The sequence below is a fragment of the Parabacteroides sp. AF21-43 genome (genome assembly GCF_003635435.1).
GTDB lineage: Bacteria > Bacteroidota > Bacteroidia > Bacteroidales > Tannerellaceae > Parabacteroides > Parabacteroides distasonis.
In genome coordinates this window covers 151563-170009 of record NZ_QTMG01000007.1, presented here as the reverse complement: position 1 = coordinate 170009, position 18447 = coordinate 151563, and the positions used below count along the sequence as shown (strand labels likewise).

14 protein-coding genes and 1 pseudogene are annotated in these 18447 nt (G+C 40.6%); 6 read left to right on the top strand and 9 right to left on the bottom strand.

Going from position 1 to position 18447, the window contains the following annotated elements; translation table 11 throughout:
- The first annotated feature begins 166 nt into the window (after positions 1-166).
- The 6 genes from DWX84_RS07635 to DWX84_RS07610 all read left to right on the top strand — a co-directional run bounded on the left by DWX84_RS07635 (position 167) and on the right by DWX84_RS07610 (position 7827).
- Positions 167-1741, top strand: coding sequence for an SUMF1/EgtB/PvdO family nonheme iron enzyme (locus DWX84_RS07635; RefSeq protein WP_005858711.1), 1575 nt, complete (start codon positions 167-169; stop codon positions 1739-1741).
- A gap of 18 nt (positions 1742-1759) precedes the next feature.
- Positions 1760-3142 carry a Gfo/Idh/MocA family oxidoreductase gene (locus tag DWX84_RS07630; protein ID WP_005858713.1) on the top strand — a complete coding sequence of 461 codons (1383 nt, stop codon included), beginning with the start codon at positions 1760-1762 and terminating at the stop codon, positions 3140-3142.
- A gap of 12 nt (positions 3143-3154) precedes the next feature.
- Complete coding sequence (locus tag DWX84_RS07625; RefSeq protein ID WP_005858715.1) at positions 3155-4093, top strand: sugar phosphate isomerase/epimerase; 939 nt, start codon at positions 3155-3157, stop codon at positions 4091-4093.
- A gap of 25 nt (positions 4094-4118) precedes the next feature.
- Positions 4119-4805: a hypothetical protein gene (locus tag DWX84_RS07620; protein WP_005868596.1), complete on the top strand. Its 687-nt coding sequence runs from the start codon at positions 4119-4121 to the stop codon at positions 4803-4805.
- Between the two features lie 9 nt (positions 4806-4814).
- The gene (locus DWX84_RS07615; protein WP_005868594.1) at positions 4815-5396 is read left to right on the top strand and encodes a LuxR C-terminal-related transcriptional regulator; all 582 of its coding nucleotides are present in this window, start codon (positions 4815-4817) and stop codon (positions 5394-5396) included.
- 106 nt (positions 5397-5502) lie between these two features.
- Positions 5503-7827, top strand: coding sequence for a TonB-dependent receptor (locus DWX84_RS07610; protein WP_005868592.1), 2325 nt, complete (start codon positions 5503-5505; stop codon positions 7825-7827).
- Positions 7828-7920: 93 nt separating this feature from the next.
- On the opposite strand, the gene DWX84_RS07605 is transcribed toward DWX84_RS07610, so the two are convergent.
- From DWX84_RS07605 to DWX84_RS07565, 9 genes and pseudogenes are all read right to left on the bottom strand, one after another.
- The gene (locus DWX84_RS07605) at positions 7921-8508 is read right to left on the bottom strand and encodes a sugar transferase (RefSeq protein ID WP_005868590.1); all 588 of its coding nucleotides are present in this window, start codon (positions 8506-8508) and stop codon (positions 7921-7923) included.
- A gap of 14 nt (positions 8509-8522) precedes the next feature.
- On the bottom strand, positions 8523-9722 hold the full coding sequence (locus DWX84_RS07600) for a DegT/DnrJ/EryC1/StrS aminotransferase family protein (protein WP_048928207.1): 1200 nt from the start codon (positions 9720-9722) through the stop codon (positions 8523-8525).
- Between the two features lie 40 nt (positions 9723-9762).
- Positions 9763-10950: a glycosyltransferase gene (locus DWX84_RS07595; protein WP_048928181.1), complete on the bottom strand. Its 1188-nt coding sequence runs from the start codon at positions 10948-10950 to the stop codon at positions 9763-9765.
- Positions 10951-10973: 23 nt separating this feature from the next.
- Positions 10974-11882 carry a phosphorylcholine transferase LicD gene (locus tag DWX84_RS07590; RefSeq protein WP_048928180.1) on the bottom strand — a complete coding sequence of 303 codons (909 nt, stop codon included), beginning with the start codon at positions 11880-11882 and terminating at the stop codon, positions 10974-10976.
- A gap of 2 nt (positions 11883-11884) precedes the next feature.
- Positions 11885-13255 (bottom strand): bifunctional cytidylyltransferase/SDR family oxidoreductase, encoded by a 1371-nt coding sequence (locus tag DWX84_RS07585; protein WP_009276125.1) that lies wholly within the window; start codon positions 13253-13255, stop codon positions 11885-11887.
- The gene (locus tag DWX84_RS07580) at positions 13252-14271 is read right to left on the bottom strand and encodes a glycosyltransferase family 2 protein (RefSeq protein ID WP_229103461.1); all 1020 of its coding nucleotides are present in this window, start codon (positions 14269-14271) and stop codon (positions 13252-13254) included. Before DWX84_RS07580 ends, DWX84_RS07585 begins: the two co-directional genes overlap by 4 nt.
- A gap of 57 nt (positions 14272-14328) precedes the next feature.
- Positions 14329-15795, bottom strand: a complete 1467-nt coding sequence (locus DWX84_RS07575) for an O-antigen polysaccharide polymerase Wzy family protein (RefSeq protein ID WP_057319431.1) — start codon at positions 15793-15795, stop codon at positions 14329-14331.
- 113 nt (positions 15796-15908) lie between these two features.
- A complete protein-coding gene (locus tag DWX84_RS07570) occupies positions 15909-17456 on the bottom strand; it encodes a lipopolysaccharide biosynthesis protein (RefSeq protein WP_048928205.1) in 1548 nt (515 codons plus the stop codon).
- A gap of 662 nt (positions 17457-18118) precedes the next feature.
- Positions 18119-18433, bottom strand: a pseudogene (locus DWX84_RS07565) (transposase); the annotation flags it as partial.
- Between the last annotated feature and the right edge of the window lie 14 nt (positions 18434-18447).

The window sequence follows — 18447 nt, the reverse complement described above, 5'->3', positions numbered from 1 at the left end:
TTAATCCCCCAGGTTTATCGGGTGAGCCGATAAAAAAGCGTAAATAAGACAACATTTTTCGTTAAAGAGACTATTTTTTCTTTCAATATATAAAGGAATATACTACTTTTATTGCCGATTTTAAATCTAATTGAGACTTAGTGTAAATCGTATACCATAGAAACAGATGACAACTAACAAATTTTCAAATCGATACTCGTCTGAGAGGAAAAAGTATTTTTTCAAAAGTAAGGCGTTTATCCTGTGCCTCGGATTATTTTTGGGAGCTGGGATTATGATCGCCCTTTATAAAACATCTGTATATTTCTCGACAGATGAATCTTGTATGATGTGCCACGTGCATCCTCACGTAGAAAACAGTTGGAAACTTTCCAAGCATGTAAATAATGGAAGTGGCGTTAAGACACATTGCGTAGCTTGTCACCTCCCACCCCAAACAAATACTTGGAAACATTATAGCGCAAAGGCTAAATTGGGTATGAAAGATGTTTGGTCATACTTGACTAAAGACAGCGCGGATTTCAATTGGGAAACTAAGTCCGAGTTGGAACACGCCGTTAAATATATCCCCAATGAATCTTGTAAGGAGTGCCATCAGAACTTATTCCCCGAAGGAATTACCGATGATGGTGTAACGGCACATTTATATTATGATGAGAATGAGAAAAAGCTAGATCTACAATGTATTAGTTGCCATTTGGATGCAGGACATTACAATCCGAACTACAATCACTCCAAGATGGTTGGTATACCAGGACAAAATACATCCGGGGCATCTTCGGATACCAGTTTGTTTTTTAAGGAACCAACTACAGTTACCTCTTTCACCGACTATGTAGAACAAATTCCCGGAACAATGGTCTCATTCAAGATGATTGCTATCCCCGGAGGTTCATTCAAAATGGGTAGTGAGGAAAAAGAGGCATTTCATAAAGCAGATGAGTCGCCTGTACACAACGTAACTGTCAGTCCGTTTTTCATGGCTGAGGTCGAGGTGACTTGGGATCAATACTGGGCTTTCTATGGGAATACGATGAGTGAGGGCCGTACCCCTCCAGAGACCGTATACGCAAATAACAGTAATCCGAATGTCGATGCCATCTCCGGTCCTACACCTCCGTTCGGTTTTCCGGATCAAGGCTGGGGTGGTGGAGATCGCCCGGCTATTACAATGACTCATTATGCGGCCGAGACTTTCTGCCAATGGTTATCCAAGAAAACAGGAAAGACTTATCGTTTACCGACCGAGGCGGAATGGGAATATGCGGCACGTGGCGGCACGGAAACGCCTTATTTCTTTACGGGCAATCCAAAAGATTTCTCCGATCAAGGCTTCTGGCGTAAATTTTTCGACGCAAAGACTGATAGTATAGGTTCTTATGTGATTTATAGCAAGAACAGCAAAAACAAGACGCAAGAACCGGATTTAGTAAAAGCCAATCCCTTTGGTTTAAAGAATATGTTGGGTAATGTAATGGAATATTGTGCCGACAAGTATGATCCTGAAGCTTACGCTAAAAGCGGAAGTAGCGCCACAGATCCATTGGTTACCGAAGGTACTGAGTGGGTAGTGAGAGGCGGTAATTACACCTCCGATGCGGCAGATCTTCGCTGCGCTTCCCGTGATTATACCAAACATGAAGCTTGGTTAAAAACCGATCCGCAACAACCGAAGAGTATCTGGTGGTACTCCGATATCAGAGGAATCGGTTTCCGTGTTGTATGTGAACCTAATAAATAGTGTCTAAAAAATAATATCATGAAAAAAGAGAACAGCATTAGCAGAAGATCATTTCTGAAAAGTTCAGCCCTAGCGGGTGCGCTTGGAGCAATTGGAACAGGTAGTACAGTTGGTGTATTAACTTCTTGTGGTGGAGGTGAAAGTGCGAACGCAATAAAGCCTTTGAAAGAACCCGGTACTTATTACGTGCCCGAATTACCAGATCTGGCGACTGATGGAAAAGAACTAAAAGCTGGTGTAATCGGTTGTGGCGGACGTGGTTCCGGAGCCGCTTTTAACTTCTTGAACGCTGCGAACGGCGTTACGATCGTGGCTTTAGGCGATACGTTCCAAGAACGTGTCGATGATTTGGCAAAGAAATTAAAAGATGAGAAAGGAATTGATGTACCGGCTGATAAACGTTTCGTCGGCTTGGATGCATACAAACAAGTGATTGATAGCGGTGTAGATGTAGTGATCGTCGCCACTCCTCCCGTATTCCGTCCAGTTCATTTCCAATACGCCACAGAAAAGGGCAAACATTCCTTCTTAGAGAAACCTATCTGTGTTGATCCGGTTGGTTACCGTACCATTATGGCTACCGCAAAACAAGCTGCGGCAAAGAACTTATGTGTCGTAACCGGTACTCAACGCCATCACCAACGCAGTTATGTCGAGTCTTACAAGAAGATCATGGAAGGATTGATCGGTGAGATCACGGGCGGTACGGTTTACTGGAATCAGAATATGCTTTGGTATCGGGATCGTCAACCGGGATGGAACGATTGCGAATATATGATCAAAGACTGGGTAAACTGGAAATGGCTTTCCGGCGACCATATCGTAGAGCAACACGTACATAATATAGATGTATTCACTTGGTTCAGCGGATTGAAACCAGTCAAGGCTGTAGGTTTCGGTTCTCGCCACCGTCGTATCACTGGCGACCAATATGATAACTTCAGCGTTGATTTCACAATGGAAAATGGTATCCATATGCATAGTATGTGCCGCCAGATAGATGGTTGTGCAAATAATGTAAGCGAATTCATCCAAGGAACCAAGGGATCATGGAGCAGTGACACGATGGAGATCAAGGATTTGGCAGGAAACGTTATCTGGAAATATGATAGTGAGGCCGAAAAAGCGAACTTCAAGCAAACTGACCCGTATACATTAGAGCATGTAAACTGGATCAACTGCATCCGTGGTGGTAAACAAATCGAGCAAGCTTCTGAGACTGCTATCTCCAATATGGCCGCAATCATGGGTCGTGAGTCCGCTTACACGGGTGCCGAGACCACTTGGGATGCCATGACTGCCTCAGCATTGGATTACACTCCGAAAGATTTGAACTTAGGAAAGATGGATATGAGCGGCTTCGTCGTTCCTGTTCCGGGTAAACCAATCGACAAGAAATAATCCAGACTGTTTATGACATTAAATAGAAGAAACTTTTTAAGAACCTCCTTATCCGGCGCTGCTTTAGCGGTAGGAAGTACGGCCTTGGCCTCCTGCTCTTCCAAGTCGGCAAACACTGCCAAAGGAGAAAAAGGGAGCGACAAGCCCGGCAAGGACCTTGAATTAAAGCTTTCTTTCCAAGAGGGAATCGCCCCGGGTGAAAGTTTGAACGAGAAACTTGATTTTATGGAGAAGTTGGGCGTTGTAGGTTTTGAGCCGGGTGGCGGAGGATTAGCCAGCCGGGTAAACGAGATCAAGCAGGCCTTAAACGGACGTAATATCAAAGTGAGTGCCATTTGCGCCGGCTTCAAAGGCTTTATTCTTTCTACCGATCCAGCCATCCGCAAGGAATGCATGGATACGATGAAAGAGATCATCGCCGCAGCCGGTGAATTAGGTTCTACGGGCGTGATTATCGTTCCTGCCTTTAATGGTCAAGTCCCCGCCTTGCCTCATACGATGGAGACACGGGATTTCCTTTGCGAGCAATTCAACGAGATGGGAACTTTCGCCGCCCAGCATGGGACTAGCGTCATCTTTGAACCTTTGAACCGAAAAGAGTGTTTTTATCTACGTCAAGTAGCCGACGCCGCCTCTTTATGCCGGGATATCAATAATCCGGGTGTACGTTGCATGGGCGACTTCTGGCATATGACATGGGAAGAGACCTCTGATATGGGAGCCTTTATCTCCGGTGGAGAGTATCTCCAACACGTACACGTGGCCAGCCGCAAACGTCGCAGCATGCCGGGTGAGGATGGAGATGCCGATAACTATATCAATGGCTTCAAGGGATTGAAAATGATTGGTTATAACAACTACGTAAGTTTCGAGTGCGGATGTCAGGGAGACCGTAACGTGGTAGTCCCCGCCGCCGTCAAGTTATTACGTGAACAATGGGAACAAGCTTGATAAGATGCCTTTAGTATACCCAAATATGCAATTGAGTGAGGTGGTGGAAGAACACCCCTCACTCATTCCCGTAATCAACCGGTTTGGGATTCGTCTCGGGCTTGGCGACAAATCGGTGAAGACGCTCTGTGAAGAACATTCGCTGGATACGGACTTTTTATTGACAGTGATCAATACCTTCCTCAACGAGGAGTATTTTCCGGAGAAGAAGTTACAAACTTTCCATACATCGCAGATTATTGATTACCTGACAAAGACGAACCAATACTATTTACGTTATCAGCTCCCCAATATAGAACGCCATCTAGGTTCCTTTATCTCGATGAGTACGCCCGGCAATCCTACTCTTGGATTGATAGGACGCTTCTTCTCCTCATTCAAGGAAGAACTCATCGCCCGCATTGAGAAAGATGATAAGATATGGTTCCCCTACTGCATGTCGTTAAGTAAAAAGCTGGGAAAAGAACCGGCGCGAACGATCGATGGATTGCAAATCACCTCCGAGCAACGTACGGAAGATACCATCGAGGCCCTTTTAGCCGACTTAAAAAGTATCATGGTCAAGCATCTTTCGGGAGATTACGACGAGAATTTATGTTATGCCGTCCTCTTCTCCGTCTGTAGTCTGGAGAAAGACATCAAACAACACAACCGGATCCGGTATCGAATCCTTACCCCCATGGTCTCGGCCATGGAAAAATTATGTATCTAACGATCTGAAATGCATCGAAACAAACAAATAGCGATCATACTGTCTGATACCCTAAGAAGTATTGGGCTGCAAAGCTTGCTGACCGACTACTTCCCCCCGGTAGAGGTTTGCTATTTTCCAAATTTCGAGATGCTTTCCTCCACAGGAAGCGACACCTACGATTACTATTTCACCGATTCAGATACCCTTGTGCTCAACGCAGATTTCTTCCTCCCGAGAAGAAACAAGACCGCCCTCCTCATCGACAGCACCGAAGAACACGGGGCGCTCTCGTCTACGAACCGTATCACGTTACGTTCCTCCCAAGAGACCATTATCGAGCAATTGCAACAATTATTTACGAGCGACAGCTCCGGCAACACCACTACCGAAAACAACAAGGACCTATCCAGCCGTGAGGTAGACGTACTTCAACTGATCGTAAAAGGCATCACGAATAAAGAGATCGCCGATAAGCTGAACATCAGCTTGAACACCGTCCTCACCCATCGTAAGAACATCACCGCCAAGCTGGGCATCAAGACCGTTTCCGGCCTCACCTTCTACGCCATCATGAACGGGATCATCTCAGGTGACGATATCGAACTATAGCGAAGCCAACAAACCAGCTTTCAAAATCACTACATCTAGTGATTGACCATCCTGTTTCTTTACCGTTTCTTCGCGATTGAAAAAATATACTAACAAAAGAAATTCGATGAAGAGACACTACTTAGGTATCATCGCCCTAGGTGCGTTGGGGCTGCAAAATGTATACGCCGAGAATATCAAGGCTAACGAGAACGACACGATAAAAACCTATAACATGGGTGAGGTAATCGTGACCTCATCCACGAAGGAGACAAATAACCTCCGTACGTTACCCGGTTCCGTATCAATCCTTTCCCCGCAAATGATCTCCGGCAGGCAGATCGACGCATTAAAGGATATAAGTTCTTTCGTCCCGAATCTATACATGCCGGATTATGGGGCAAAACTAACCTCGGCCATCTATATCCGCGGTATCGGAGCCAGAAGTAGCGGACAATCCGTGGGCTTATATGTAGACAACGTGCCTTATCTGGATAAAAGCACCTTCGATTTCGAGCTGACCGATATCCAACGCATCGAGGTATTACGAGGGCCGCAAGGAACCTTGTATGGTCGTAACGCCATGGGGGGCATCGTAAATATCTATACCATCTCCCCGTTCGATTACCAAGGAAAGAAACTCTCCCTATCGGCCGGAAGCTACGGGCAATATAAAGTCAAGGCCTCTCATTATGCTAAGTTGAGCGAGACCATCGGATTCACCGCTGCCGCTTACTATGACCATAGCGACGGCTTCTACACCAATGCCTACGATGGGAAAAAGATCGATAAGGAAGACAATGTAGGCGGCCGATTCAAGTTAGAAGGTCGCTTCAATCCAAACTTCCGTACCTCCTACTCCCTTTCCGTAGATTATACGGATCAAGGAGCGTTTCCATATGGTATGTTCATCGGAACCGGAAATACCGATCACAAGTATGTAAATCCTATCAATATCAACGATCCCAGCTCTTATAAACGGACGGTCATCGCCAATAACCTGTCCCTCGAATACCGGAATGAGCACGTGATACTGAGCAGCACCACCGGTCATCAATATTTCAAGGATGACATGAAGATGGATCAAGACTTCTCCCCTCTCTCGATCTTTACCCTCAACCAAAAGCAAAAGCAAAACGCTTTCAGCGAGGAATTGGCGATCAAGAGCAACACGAGGAATAATTACCAATGGTCCTTCGGACTCTACGGTTTCTACGATGATCTACATACGGACGGCCCGGTCGATTTCAAGGAAGACGGAATTAAGACCGTTCTCCAGCCCGTATTCGATCAATTGAAGAAAGATCACCCTAAGATGCCCTATCTAAAAATACTGGACGATCATCTTTATATTCCGGGTTCTTTCGACACCCCTTCTTACGGTCTTGCATTGTATCACCAATCCACTTATAACAATCTGTTCACGGAAGGTCTGTCAATTACCGCCGGTATCCGCTTGGATTACGAGAAGCAAAAGATGGATTACAATTCTGAGGCTAAGATGAGAATGGGGTTCGGCTTCGTAGAAAACGGACCGGTTATCGACATAGAGAAACTTTTCCCGATCCCAACCACCGTGATGGACGCCAGTGTCTCCCAAGACTTCTGGCAAGTACTTCCGAAAATATCTTTAAAGTACGAATGCTCACCAAACACGTTCACTTACGTATCGGTAGCGAAAGGTTATAAGACCGGGGGCTACAACGTACAAATGTCGGCAGACGTGATGCAAAGCCAGATGCAATACGATATGATGAGCGCTTTCAAGGACATGATGCCGATCGAGGTCAAAGAACCTACCCCCATCGAGGAAGTAGCCGCCTACAAACCGGAGAAAAGCTGGAACTACGAGATCGGTATCCGTAGCGAGTTGCTATTCCAACGCCTAAGCGCAGAATTAACAGGTTTCTATATGGACATTCAAGACGTGCAGTTGACCAAATTCGTGAACAGCGGCAACGGCCGTATCCTCACCAACGCCGGGAAAGCCAAAAGCTACGGTATAGAGGCCTCCTTGCGTGCCCGCATCATCGATGGGCTAACCGCCGACGTTAATTACGGTTTCACCCATGCTACGTTCCGGGATTACAACAATGGGAAAGAGGATTTCAAGAACAACTTCATCCCATATACCCCACGTCATACCTTCAACGTAGGACTGCAATACACCCGCCTGTTCCGTAACGCATGGATAGACCAATTCTCCGCCTCCGCCCAATTCAGCGGTGTCGGAAAGATCTTCTGGACCGAGCGAAACGACATCTACCAGAAATTCTACGGAACGGTGAACGCAAAGGTAGGCGTACGCAAAGGTATCGTCAACGTAAACCTATGGAGCCGTAATATAACGAACACCCATTACTCTGCATTTTATTTCGAGTCATTCGGGAATCCGTTTATCCAACTGGGTAAGCCCTTCCAGATCGGTGCGGAGGTGGCGATCGCCTTTTAAACGCAAGCGTTCGATAGAAATAAAAAAAGGGAGAGCCGGTTCTTACACCAACTCTCCCGATAACATTTCACATAAAAACAAAATCGATCTTTTTTATCTAGCTATTTTAAAAATCGTAAGAAATATCAGCTTAAAGTACTCAAACAATGTAGGATGATTAATATATCTCATATTAAGTTTAATTTTCGCCGGCATAATATCCTCAACATAAGTTTTGTCGGGATTTGAGGATTGTCCAAGTAATCTATTTTCATCCATATACACTATAGACGCATAATCTGTAATACCCGGTCTAACTGCCAACACACGCCGTTGTTCAGCCGTGTACAGATCAACATACTTACGTACCTCGGGCCGAGGACCTACCAAACTCATATCCCCTTTGAGTACATTGATCAATTGAGGAAACTCATCCAATTTATACTTACGGATATAATAACCAGACCGTGTAATCCGTGGATCACGCCCTCCTACGGTAATAAGTCCCTTCTTATCAGAACCTACACGCATACTTCGAAATTTAAGCAACTGAAAATCTCGATTGTTACGTCCTACACGAATTTGCCTATAAAAAACTGATCCGGTAGAATCACACTTAATCCAAATTGTCAAAATGATAAATAGAGGACTAAGCAAGATAAGTCCTATCCCGCTGGCTACAACATCAAAAAAACGTTTCAAATCGATTGATTATTTTATTGGGTAATAATATCAACAAAATTAGAGATCACATACTCTACGTCCTCATTCGTAAGACTGGTATGCAAAGGAAGAGTAATCTCGTTATGGTATTGGTTGTAAGCATTCGGATAATCTACGATATCAAAACCTAAATTTTTATAGGCTGTCATCATCGGTAAAGGTTTATAATGTACGTTACAAGCGATCCCACGTTCAGCCATCCGTTCTATCACAGCATTTCGATATTCCACATCCTCACCAAGCAAACGTACAAGATACAAATGCCCACTCGAAGAATGGTCATCACCAAAATGATCCAAGACCTGCACATTGCGCCCCTTCAGTCCTTCATTATACCTCTCAATAATCTGACGACGACGATACAGCATTTCCGGATAACGCTTCAACTGCGCAAGACCAATACCCGCCATCACATCCGTCATATTACACTTATAATACGGAGCGACAATATCATACTCCCATGCCCCCAACCTCGTTTTAGCAAGCGCGTCCTTGTTCTGCCCATGAAGGGAAAGCAATTGAAACTGTTTATAAAGAGACTCGTTGTCAACCCCATCATGATTTCTCCAAGTCAACGCACCTCCCTCTGCTGTCGTAAGGTTTTTCACGGCATGGAAGGAAAACGAAGTAAAATCAGCGATCTCACCACACATCTTTCCATGCCATTTGGCACCAAAAGCATGAGCGGCATCCGCAAGTACGATAACCCGACCGTACGCCTTCTGGATATCGTTCGCTGGCGAAAACAAATGTTTCTTGCTCTCTACGGCAGCGAATATCTTATCATAATCACAAACCACACCGGCAAGATCAACAGGCAGAACCACCTTTGTCTTCTCCGTGATCGCATCTGCCAACTTATCATAATCCATCTCAAACGAATCAGGAGCGGTATCTACCATGACAACCTTTGCCCCCACATGACAAGTTACACTTGCGGTAGCGGTATACGTATAAGCGGAAGTAATCACCTCGTCTCCTGGCCCAACGCCCAAAACACGCAATATCAACTCCATACAAGCCGTAGCCGAATTCAAGCATACAGCTTGATCCGTTTGGCAGCACATGGCAATTAATCTCTCAAATTCTTTTGTCTTAGGCCCCGTAGTGATCCAACCGGAACGAAGAGCCTCTGATACTAAATAAACTTCACTTTCAGTTATATCAGGAGGAGAAAAAGGAATTTTTTTTATACTCATAACCTCATACAAGTTTATAATTATTATTAATCATTCAATCAAAATCGTAAAAAACTTTTTTGAATTTATCATAAATATGATCAAATGTTAGATTATCTGCAATATATTTTTTCGCTTGCTTACCTATTTTTTCTCTTAGAGAACGATCATCCATTAATTTTATAATAGTATCAGCCATTTTTTGAAAATCAGTTCGGATAAAGATATGTTCTCCATCAACAATCCCCTCCAGTCCTTCTGCTCCAATTTCAGTTGTCACAACACAGCAACCGATTGACATCGCTTCAATAATTTTATTTTGTACTCCAGCTCCAGAATACATCGGAACAACCACAACAGAAGCTTTCTTCAAATAAAACTTAGGATCATCGACAAACCCCGTAATAATAACATGCTCAGATGCAAGTCGACAAACAGAGGCAGATGGTCGAGAGCCTACAATATAAAAACGAACGGATGAATCCAAAAGCAAAATAAGAGGTAGCACATATCGAACAAAAGTCGTTACAGCAACTATATTTGGTTCATAAAACATAGATCCTACAAAAACAATATTTCGAGAATCATTAGGAATAATAAGTTGATCGTCAAAATCAACACTATTACCGATTACCTCAATATGTTTATTTGAAATTTCTAGATCTGCATGCCTCAAAATAAACTGACGATCGACATCGGATATAATAATAAATTTATCAAAAGATTTTAAAACTTTATTCTCATAACTAATTAATCGATTTGCCTCGAATTTATAAACCAGCCTCCATATCCAATTCGCTTTTAAAGAAGCTCCAATATAGTTCATTGAAATAGCATCAACATAATCAATTATCTTATTACACTTACTTCCATCAACGTACGGAACGGTTCTAATATTATTACAAAAAACATAATCATACAAAGATAAATGTTCCTGTATATAACTCATCATCCTCGGAGAATAAAAATAACTACATTGTAATGGTCTAGATTTAAAAAAGCCCAATAATGCGCGTAATACACATTTCCACTTGGGCTCTAAGAATTCACTTATTTGTCGACAAAAACAACGCAATTCGGTTAGATCCGCAAATGTTTTATAAGGATTACAAGTATATACCAAATCAACTTCAAATATTTGTGACAACATCCGAATCATTTGAGATGTACGAATAGAAGCTCCGTCTTGAACTGGAAATGGACGTTTAGAACTAATTACAAGAATACGTTTACGAGAATCCATGACACAAATAATTTGCTCACAATTTAATCATTAGGCAATTGAAACTTTACAATAAAATGCCTCTCTCTTTTTTCCTCTGGAGGCAATTGCATATAATCATGATAAAGATTGGTCAAATACCGATCATAGTCAGCAGGTATATAAACGATTTCTCCTTCAAATAAAGCCTCTTTTGGAGGAAAATATACAGAAGCATCAAATATTTCTCCGTTATAATATTTTCTACCAGTAGGAATACCTAGAGGATTCCCTCTCTTTGAAGAAGCCACAAAACGATCAAACCAATAAACCCATTTCGCATGTGGAATAATACCAAAGATAGATCCCAGCATTTTCTTAATTTGGAATCTTCTCTTTAACGATGAATCTAGAGATACAAATTCTGACAAAGACTCGCTTGGATATTGCGCATATAAAACCATGATGGATACAAACTGGATTACATTGGCGATAAAACCTTTTATAGCTTGTGCGATTTTATACTTAGGCACTGAATCTAAAGCAAACACATCAATATATAATCCTTTGGGGAAGGGTGAATTCTCATTAAAAAGCTCTATATTAAAGGAGTTCTTTCTATATATCTTCAAGAACACAGTTTTTGCATCAGTGTCTCTATTAGGATAGTCAAACTCATATTTATTCCCCAATCTCCCCTCCTTACACAATCGAATCAATTTTTCATAATCATCACGCCTCATCATTACGTCTAAATCATCATCCCAAGGAATAAAACCCTTATGTCGGATAGCCCCCAAACAACTTCCACCACTAAGCATTAATGTCAAGCCTTCTTTTTCACATAATTTCGCTACATCCCTGTATATATCCAACAAAGCTCGCTTCATGGCAGAAGACTCCGAAGATGTCATCTCATGTAAATAATTCGTTTTATGAGCTAACTCATTCATCAATTCACTATCAGATTTCATCTTTACGGTCTTTTTTTAACATCCACCACTTCTCCGGTCAGGGAAGAAAATATAGTATTCACCGACACAGACGCAACAACACTTGATTTCAACAAGGTATCCTCCGGTTCTATGCCAAAATTTCTCTCCCGCATAGGGGTCTTAGTCCGTTCCGGATTAATACAATTGATACGAATACCACTATCCTGCCACTCTTCACTCAACGCTTGTACAAAATTCACGATAGCGGCTTTAGAAGATGAATACAAGCTATATAATTGACGCCCCCTCGTATAAGAACTGGAAGTAAACAGCAGCAGCGCCCCTTTGCTCATTTTTAAATATGGATAAGATTCCCTTGCTACAATAACAGCTCCAAGATAATTCACATGAATACTTTTACAAATCTCCTCATATGTCATTGTAGCCAATGGCTCCCGATTCAAGACTCCAGCCGTATTGACAACCGCATCTATACGCCCTTCCTTATCCATGACAGTTCTCAAAGCATCAGCCACTAGAGCCGAATCGGAGACATCCACTCCATTCTCTGAACGGCTGAAAGAATAGATATGCGCCCCGTACTGGCGACAAATATGGATAATATCAAGCCCAATCCCATAGCTTCCGCCAAAAACAACAATAACCGATGAAGGCAAAGCGGCTATAGTCTTAGGAGTTACCGTTTCATTCTGTTGAGCGATTGATTTTAGCTGAAACAACTTATCCAATAAAAACAGATCTTCTTTGTAAGTCAATTTCATATTAAACTGTTCACCCTTGACTACATACACGAATTCTTCCGGAAGATATCTGTAAACAACTCCACAATCATCTGTCGTTTGAAAATCAAGATCTTTCAATGCTAATTCATAAGCCCGCTTTATCGTAGAACGTTTAAAAGCTTGCGGAGTCTGCCCATTACGCAAATACTCACGAGCTGGTATTCCTGTAATATGGTCTTCCACATCCACTTGAATGATTGTATCAGTCGTCTTGATCGCAACATCCACCGCATTATACGTTTTCAACGCATTGATGCAATCAGTAATAATACGATCATTGACCAATGGGCGAACCGCATCATGGAAGATCATATTCACCTCTTCCTCATAAGCATTAATCGCCGCTAAACTTGAATGGTAACGTTCCTTTCCTCCCTTGAGGATTTTCTTCATCTTGGAATATTCATTCTTCACCAAGATATTCTCTACCTCCTGCACATAATTAGGATTAGAAACCACAACGATCTCATCTATTAACGGATGATTTTGGAAAACATCTATCGTATGTTCAATCACTTTTTTCCCTGCCAACTTCAAGAACTGTTTAGGCGTCGCATCACCTAAACGTTGACCGAAGCCACCGGCCAAAACCACAGCTATATTTCTCATGATCTACGTTTATATATATTAAAATATAAATAAATACCAATAACAAATATTGGATAAGCATATAAGGCGCAAAAAGCGACTAATTTCCACTTCTTTTTTACACTCCCATTAACCCAAAAATATTGAACATATTTCTTAAAATTCATATCATTTAAAACCTCTTTAACAATACGATTAGCTCTAATTGAAAAAGGCTTTTTTTGAGGATATTTAAATAACAAAGCATTACCAACCCAAGTAAAAATAAGTTCTTTATACAAAGCATTTTCTTTCAAATAAATTTTATTTTTTTGCACCAAGAATTTTTCCATCATATTCACAGTATACAGTACATCTTTATCCTTCTCTTTTATCGTATTAATTATACTATCTTTTCTATTCCATCTATAATAATAGTAAGGAGAATCCATCACGATCAAAGAAGACGAACAAATCAAAGCCTTAAACACAAATAATAGATCCTCATATAAAACACCTGTATCAAATCTTAATTCATTTTTCTCCAAAAATGATCTATTAAAGACCTTATTACAAGAAGAAGCTGTAAAACACTCATTTTTCACACAATGTAGCAAATAAGATTCACCTGTTTCAAAACAAGTTTTCCCCTTACTTATAGGGTCTTGCATATAAACCTCATCAGCAAAGCGATATCTTCCTAATACAATTATATCAACCTCATTATTATACGATAAAACCGCCTCTATTTCTTCACAAGTATTCAAAGATATATAATCATCCGAATCAACAAACAGAATATAATCTCCTACTGCATTATCAATACCAACATTACGAGTATATCCTAAGCCCATATTTTTTTGATCTATAACACGAATTCTATCATCAATCCTACTATACTCTTCAATTAAAGATAAAGAGTTATCACTAGAGCCATCATTTATCACTACAATCTCGATATTTTTATATGTTTGATTTATCAACGAGCTCAAGCACTCATTGATATATTTCTCAACATTATAAACCGGAACAATTACTGAATACTTTCTTTTCATCATTTACGAACAGATAAAACATAACACCAGAAAAAATTCCTCCTAGAAACAATGTGAAAATCAGAAAGGAATAAACAAACAATTAAGCTTATATTTTCTTTTAAACCAATAAATCAATTGAACACAAAACAAAACACAAAAAGGTCTATATAAAGCTGTTATAACACTTAAAGGCTCCGCTCTTGGAGACATAAAAAATACAGGAAGCACATAAAACAATATATACATATATGAATATTTTTTCTTACATCTACCGGCAAATCGCATAATTATAAATGTACACATATAACCAACGATCATAACTCCGAACATATTCCCTAAAAGATAAGATTCCGCAATCGCACTACTTCCCATACCATGTCCGTTTAAATAATATCTAGGAGATACTTTATACGACAACCAGTCTGCCCAAGAATACCCTTCCCGTACCGTACCTAAAGTTTGTCCATTAGGTATTCCTAATCCCAAATACTCCATCAACCTATTTTCTCTAAAACTATTTGTTATTGGCCCAACAAAATAAAGCCATCCATTAGCAACTTCATCCACATATTGTATCGTACGGCCTATCGTTTGAATAGAAGTGCCTTGTTGCCAAAAAAAAGATTGAATCAATTGCGTGAAAACAACATCATCCTTTTTTTGATCTAAATCTTTAAAACCACTATCCCTAAAATCATTAACGAGTTGAGCTACATATATTAAAGAAAATCCGATCAACACAAAACGTAACATCCATCTCCAATTCACTCTAATACCTCTAATACCTAAATAGACAAGAAATGCCAATACTTGCGTAAATGTTGCAGATCGACCACCAGTACCTAACAGTATCAACAATGTAAAAATGTAAAAACAACTCACTAATATATATTTTTTCCCTATGGGAAATGTACTTAAATACAAGTATATTCCAGCCACACAAAGATCATCACTAATTCTCAAAATAGGATTATCAACAGTTGTTGATGATTCATTTAAATACACCGCCAAATAACCATTTTCAACAACAAATTTTACAGCTTGATATAAATACAGCAAATATGGTACACAAAATGATATAAACAAGAAGAAACCCAATCGACGTATTTCAAATATCAACGAATCATTTTTCACGCACATTTTATAATTATATCTATCAACAAAGAGACAAGAAGACAAAAAACCAACAAATGAAAAAAGAAGATAAAATATAATTGAATTCAACATCTCAAATTGAATTGACAATGAGAAATAAGACCAATCATTAGCCCACGTCGAGACATAAAAATAAGCATCTTCAAATCCTAGCGCATCTAAAAATACACGAGACATAATAAAAACGCCAAACGCTAAAACATAAAACGTATATAAAAGAGAATCAACATCCTTAACGACAAGCAACAAGACTATACAAAAAAGATATATAGAGCATGAATAATATTTCAAAAAAGACACTATCACCTCACTTGGAGATTGTACCCACAGAATAAACTGAAGAAATATTAAGATAAAAAACAAAACAATTAACCCCTTTATTTTTTTCATATATTCAAATTCTAATAAAAACAAGTAGAATATATTTCATCTTCCTTTAAATACATCCATAATACAATATTCAGCACCTCACGTAGAACTTTCATCTAACAATGAGGATTATATCAACCATCTATAATTGTTAAATGACACATCCGGACAAATCGCATCATCAGGTTTCTCATCCCCTGAGCAACAAAAAGCAAGGCTAAAGTATCTAAAACAGAGAATACAAGAGTGGTTAATAATCCAGCAAAAAATGTCGTATTTTCTTTCTCCATTGAATATCTCATTCCAAGGAAAACAATCACTCCACAAAGCAATGTTACCACCAAATGCTTCGCATACATAAACACGTATATTCTCAATGGCTCATCCAAGCCCTTGCGAAATAAATAGCAAGGTTTCCAACAAAAAACGACTAGAAATAAGCTGATCAGAACCCCGGATAACACACCATGCAATCCAAAGGAATACCCCAAGATGATAGATAGACCAACATTAACAGACGCTTCTATCACCGGAGCCCAAATATCGCTAAATAAGCCATAAGCATTAATATAAGTATCGACCGTTGTTCGGCTTAAATTTATAAACAGAATAGCCGTCATCAACAACAAGCTCAAGGAATCCATAACATATTCCTTGCCTATCCAAAAGGAGACAAATGATGGAGTAACCAAAAGAACCCCGAAGCACATGATACACGAGAACAAGAATCTTATAGAAAACAGTTCCGCAAATACACTCATGATCTTTCGCTTATCCCCTTCAGCTATCAAATTTCCAACCCCGGCATTCACACTGTTAAACAGAGCCGTCATCAAAGTTTGAACACCCATTACAATCAACATATAATTGCCGTACAAAGCAACTATCGTTAATGTCGTATAGGCATATATAATAATGGGACTACTCTGCGTCAACGCAAATCCCGCAATCTTATGAAAAAACAACTGCTTGACCTTCGTGAGCACATCCGGATATTTCCTAGCCAACTCTTTACCTACATACAAATCAGTCTTTAAACAAGGATAAGTCCGGGCGATCACCCGATTCAAAGCCACCGAAGCCACCACAGCGAACACCACTTCCAATACCAGCCACCAAACATACCCATTAGATAAATACCGGATCGCCAATATTTGGCAAAGCAGTTTCGCCAACATTGAGGCTTTGTAACTATACTGTATCTTATACTCCTGCTGATCCGCAGATAGCACAATCTGCTTATAATTAACAAAATAGCTCAATAGTGCGCTAACCAACAACGCCCCGAAAGAGGCATACGCATACCATAACGGCAATGGCATCTTGGCGAAGATCCAAGGGAAAAAGGCCATCAGGACTACACTCCCGGCTATTACGATCCATGCGATACGCCGATAGAGCCATCCTTGCAAGGATACGATCTCATTAATTGCGTTCGCATCTTTCTCGGCAAGCGGTTTATAAAGGGTACAAGAGATAGCCGATCCCACCCCCAGCTCTGCGAGGTTCAAGAATTGCAGCAAATTAGTAGCCGTGGTATTCAGCCCCAGCACCTCCGCCCCCAAGTAATCCAAGAAGAGCTTTCGGGAAAAGAACTGGAGGATCAAGTTGATGAAATAAAACACCAACGCCACCGAACTGTTTTTTATGCTCTTGGATGTTCGCGAATCTGTCTTTGCCATATCTTCGACAAGCGTATCTTTTGTCCCAAGCAGTGGGAGAGCACTGTCCCAAGGCATGGAACAGATAACTCCTTCCGGTTGGGAATCTACTGTTCCCTTACCGGGGAAGTCTCTGTTCCCTTATCAGGTAAACCGCCTTTACTAGTACTGGTAATAGCGATTTAGCGCAAGCATCTACCCCCTATAGCCATACCCCTTAGCCCCAGTGTTCACTGGAGTTTGAGAAGGTACCGAAATATCGGATTAATTTATAAATTATTTGTTTTTAAACACAACAGTTCTTGTGTCGTAACTATTCAGCATGTTGTGTAAAACGTTCTGAAATCTTTTTCCCACTCTTGCAATAACAAAATAGATTCCTCTACTTACCTCAAAGCAGAGATTATTCTTTCTTTTCACAAGATAAAAATTCTATTTTTCTCTATCTCTTTTCTAAGGGCATTTTACTGTGCCCTAAACCGGGTTGTATTAAAATTTTAGAGGATATGTCAAAACTCAATTTTAGCCCAGATGAGCTTTTGATTTGAAACTTGAACATCCTTAAAGACAAAAAGAAGAGTCGTACCATTACTCAAAACAGAGCTTGATACGCCTCTTTTAGGTCTTGTAAGGACAATCTGTAATTTTTCGGAGAGGTCATTTTAGTTTTGACACATCCTCAATCCAATGAAATCCCTAGCTGAGCTGCCATGTAATTTAACCTTTCCAATCACACTGTGATAAGTAGCAGCCATTTCAGCACCGGCATCACTACCGTAATGAAGTGAATTGTTTCGTTGAGTAGTAAGCTTCCGAATGGTTCGCACAACAAGGTTGCTATCTATCGGTAGTTCCCCATCATCCAAGAAAGTAAATATCTCTTTCCTAAATCAATTCAGATAATTAAGGGCTTCTGTATAATACTGACTTCTAAATTCTGAATTCTTTGACTGTCCACTGTCCAACAAGGTACGCAATTCGATTAGGAGTCTCTTCGTTTCCGTAAGCCTGA

What these genes read in the sequence shown, in the direction of transcription:
- DWX84_RS07580 (WP_229103461.1), bottom strand. Translation starts at nt 14,271, where the DNA reads ATGATGAAAAGAAAGTATTCAGTAATTGTTCCGGTTTATAATGTTGAG.
- DWX84_RS07615 (WP_005868594.1), top strand. Translation starts at nt 4,815, where the DNA reads ATGCATCGAAACAAACAAATAGCGATCATACTGTCTGATACCCTAAGA.
- DWX84_RS07590 (WP_048928180.1), bottom strand. Translation starts at nt 11,882, where the DNA reads ATGAAATCTGATAGTGAATTGATGAATGAGTTAGCTCATAAAACGAAT.
- DWX84_RS07635 (WP_005858711.1), top strand. Translation starts at nt 167, where the DNA reads ATGACAACTAACAAATTTTCAAATCGATACTCGTCTGAGAGGAAAAAG.
- DWX84_RS07585 (WP_009276125.1), bottom strand. Translation starts at nt 13,255, where the DNA reads ATGAGAAATATAGCTGTGGTTTTGGCCGGTGGCTTCGGTCAACGTTTA.
- DWX84_RS07610 (WP_005868592.1), top strand. Translation starts at nt 5,503, where the DNA reads ATGAAGAGACACTACTTAGGTATCATCGCCCTAGGTGCGTTGGGGCTG.
- DWX84_RS07625 (WP_005858715.1), top strand. Translation starts at nt 3,155, where the DNA reads ATGACATTAAATAGAAGAAACTTTTTAAGAACCTCCTTATCCGGCGCT.
- DWX84_RS07570 (WP_048928205.1), bottom strand. Translation starts at nt 17,456, where the DNA reads ATGGCAAAGACAGATTCGCGAACATCCAAGAGCATAAAAAACAGTTCG.
- DWX84_RS07630 (WP_005858713.1), top strand. Translation starts at nt 1,760, where the DNA reads ATGAAAAAAGAGAACAGCATTAGCAGAAGATCATTTCTGAAAAGTTCA.
- DWX84_RS07575 (WP_057319431.1), bottom strand. Translation starts at nt 15,795, where the DNA reads ATGAAAAAAATAAAGGGGTTAATTGTTTTGTTTTTTATCTTAATATTT.
- DWX84_RS07620 (WP_005868596.1), top strand. Translation starts at nt 4,119, where the DNA reads ATGCAATTGAGTGAGGTGGTGGAAGAACACCCCTCACTCATTCCCGTA.
- DWX84_RS07595 (WP_048928181.1), bottom strand. Translation starts at nt 10,950, where the DNA reads ATGGATTCTCGTAAACGTATTCTTGTAATTAGTTCTAAACGTCCATTT.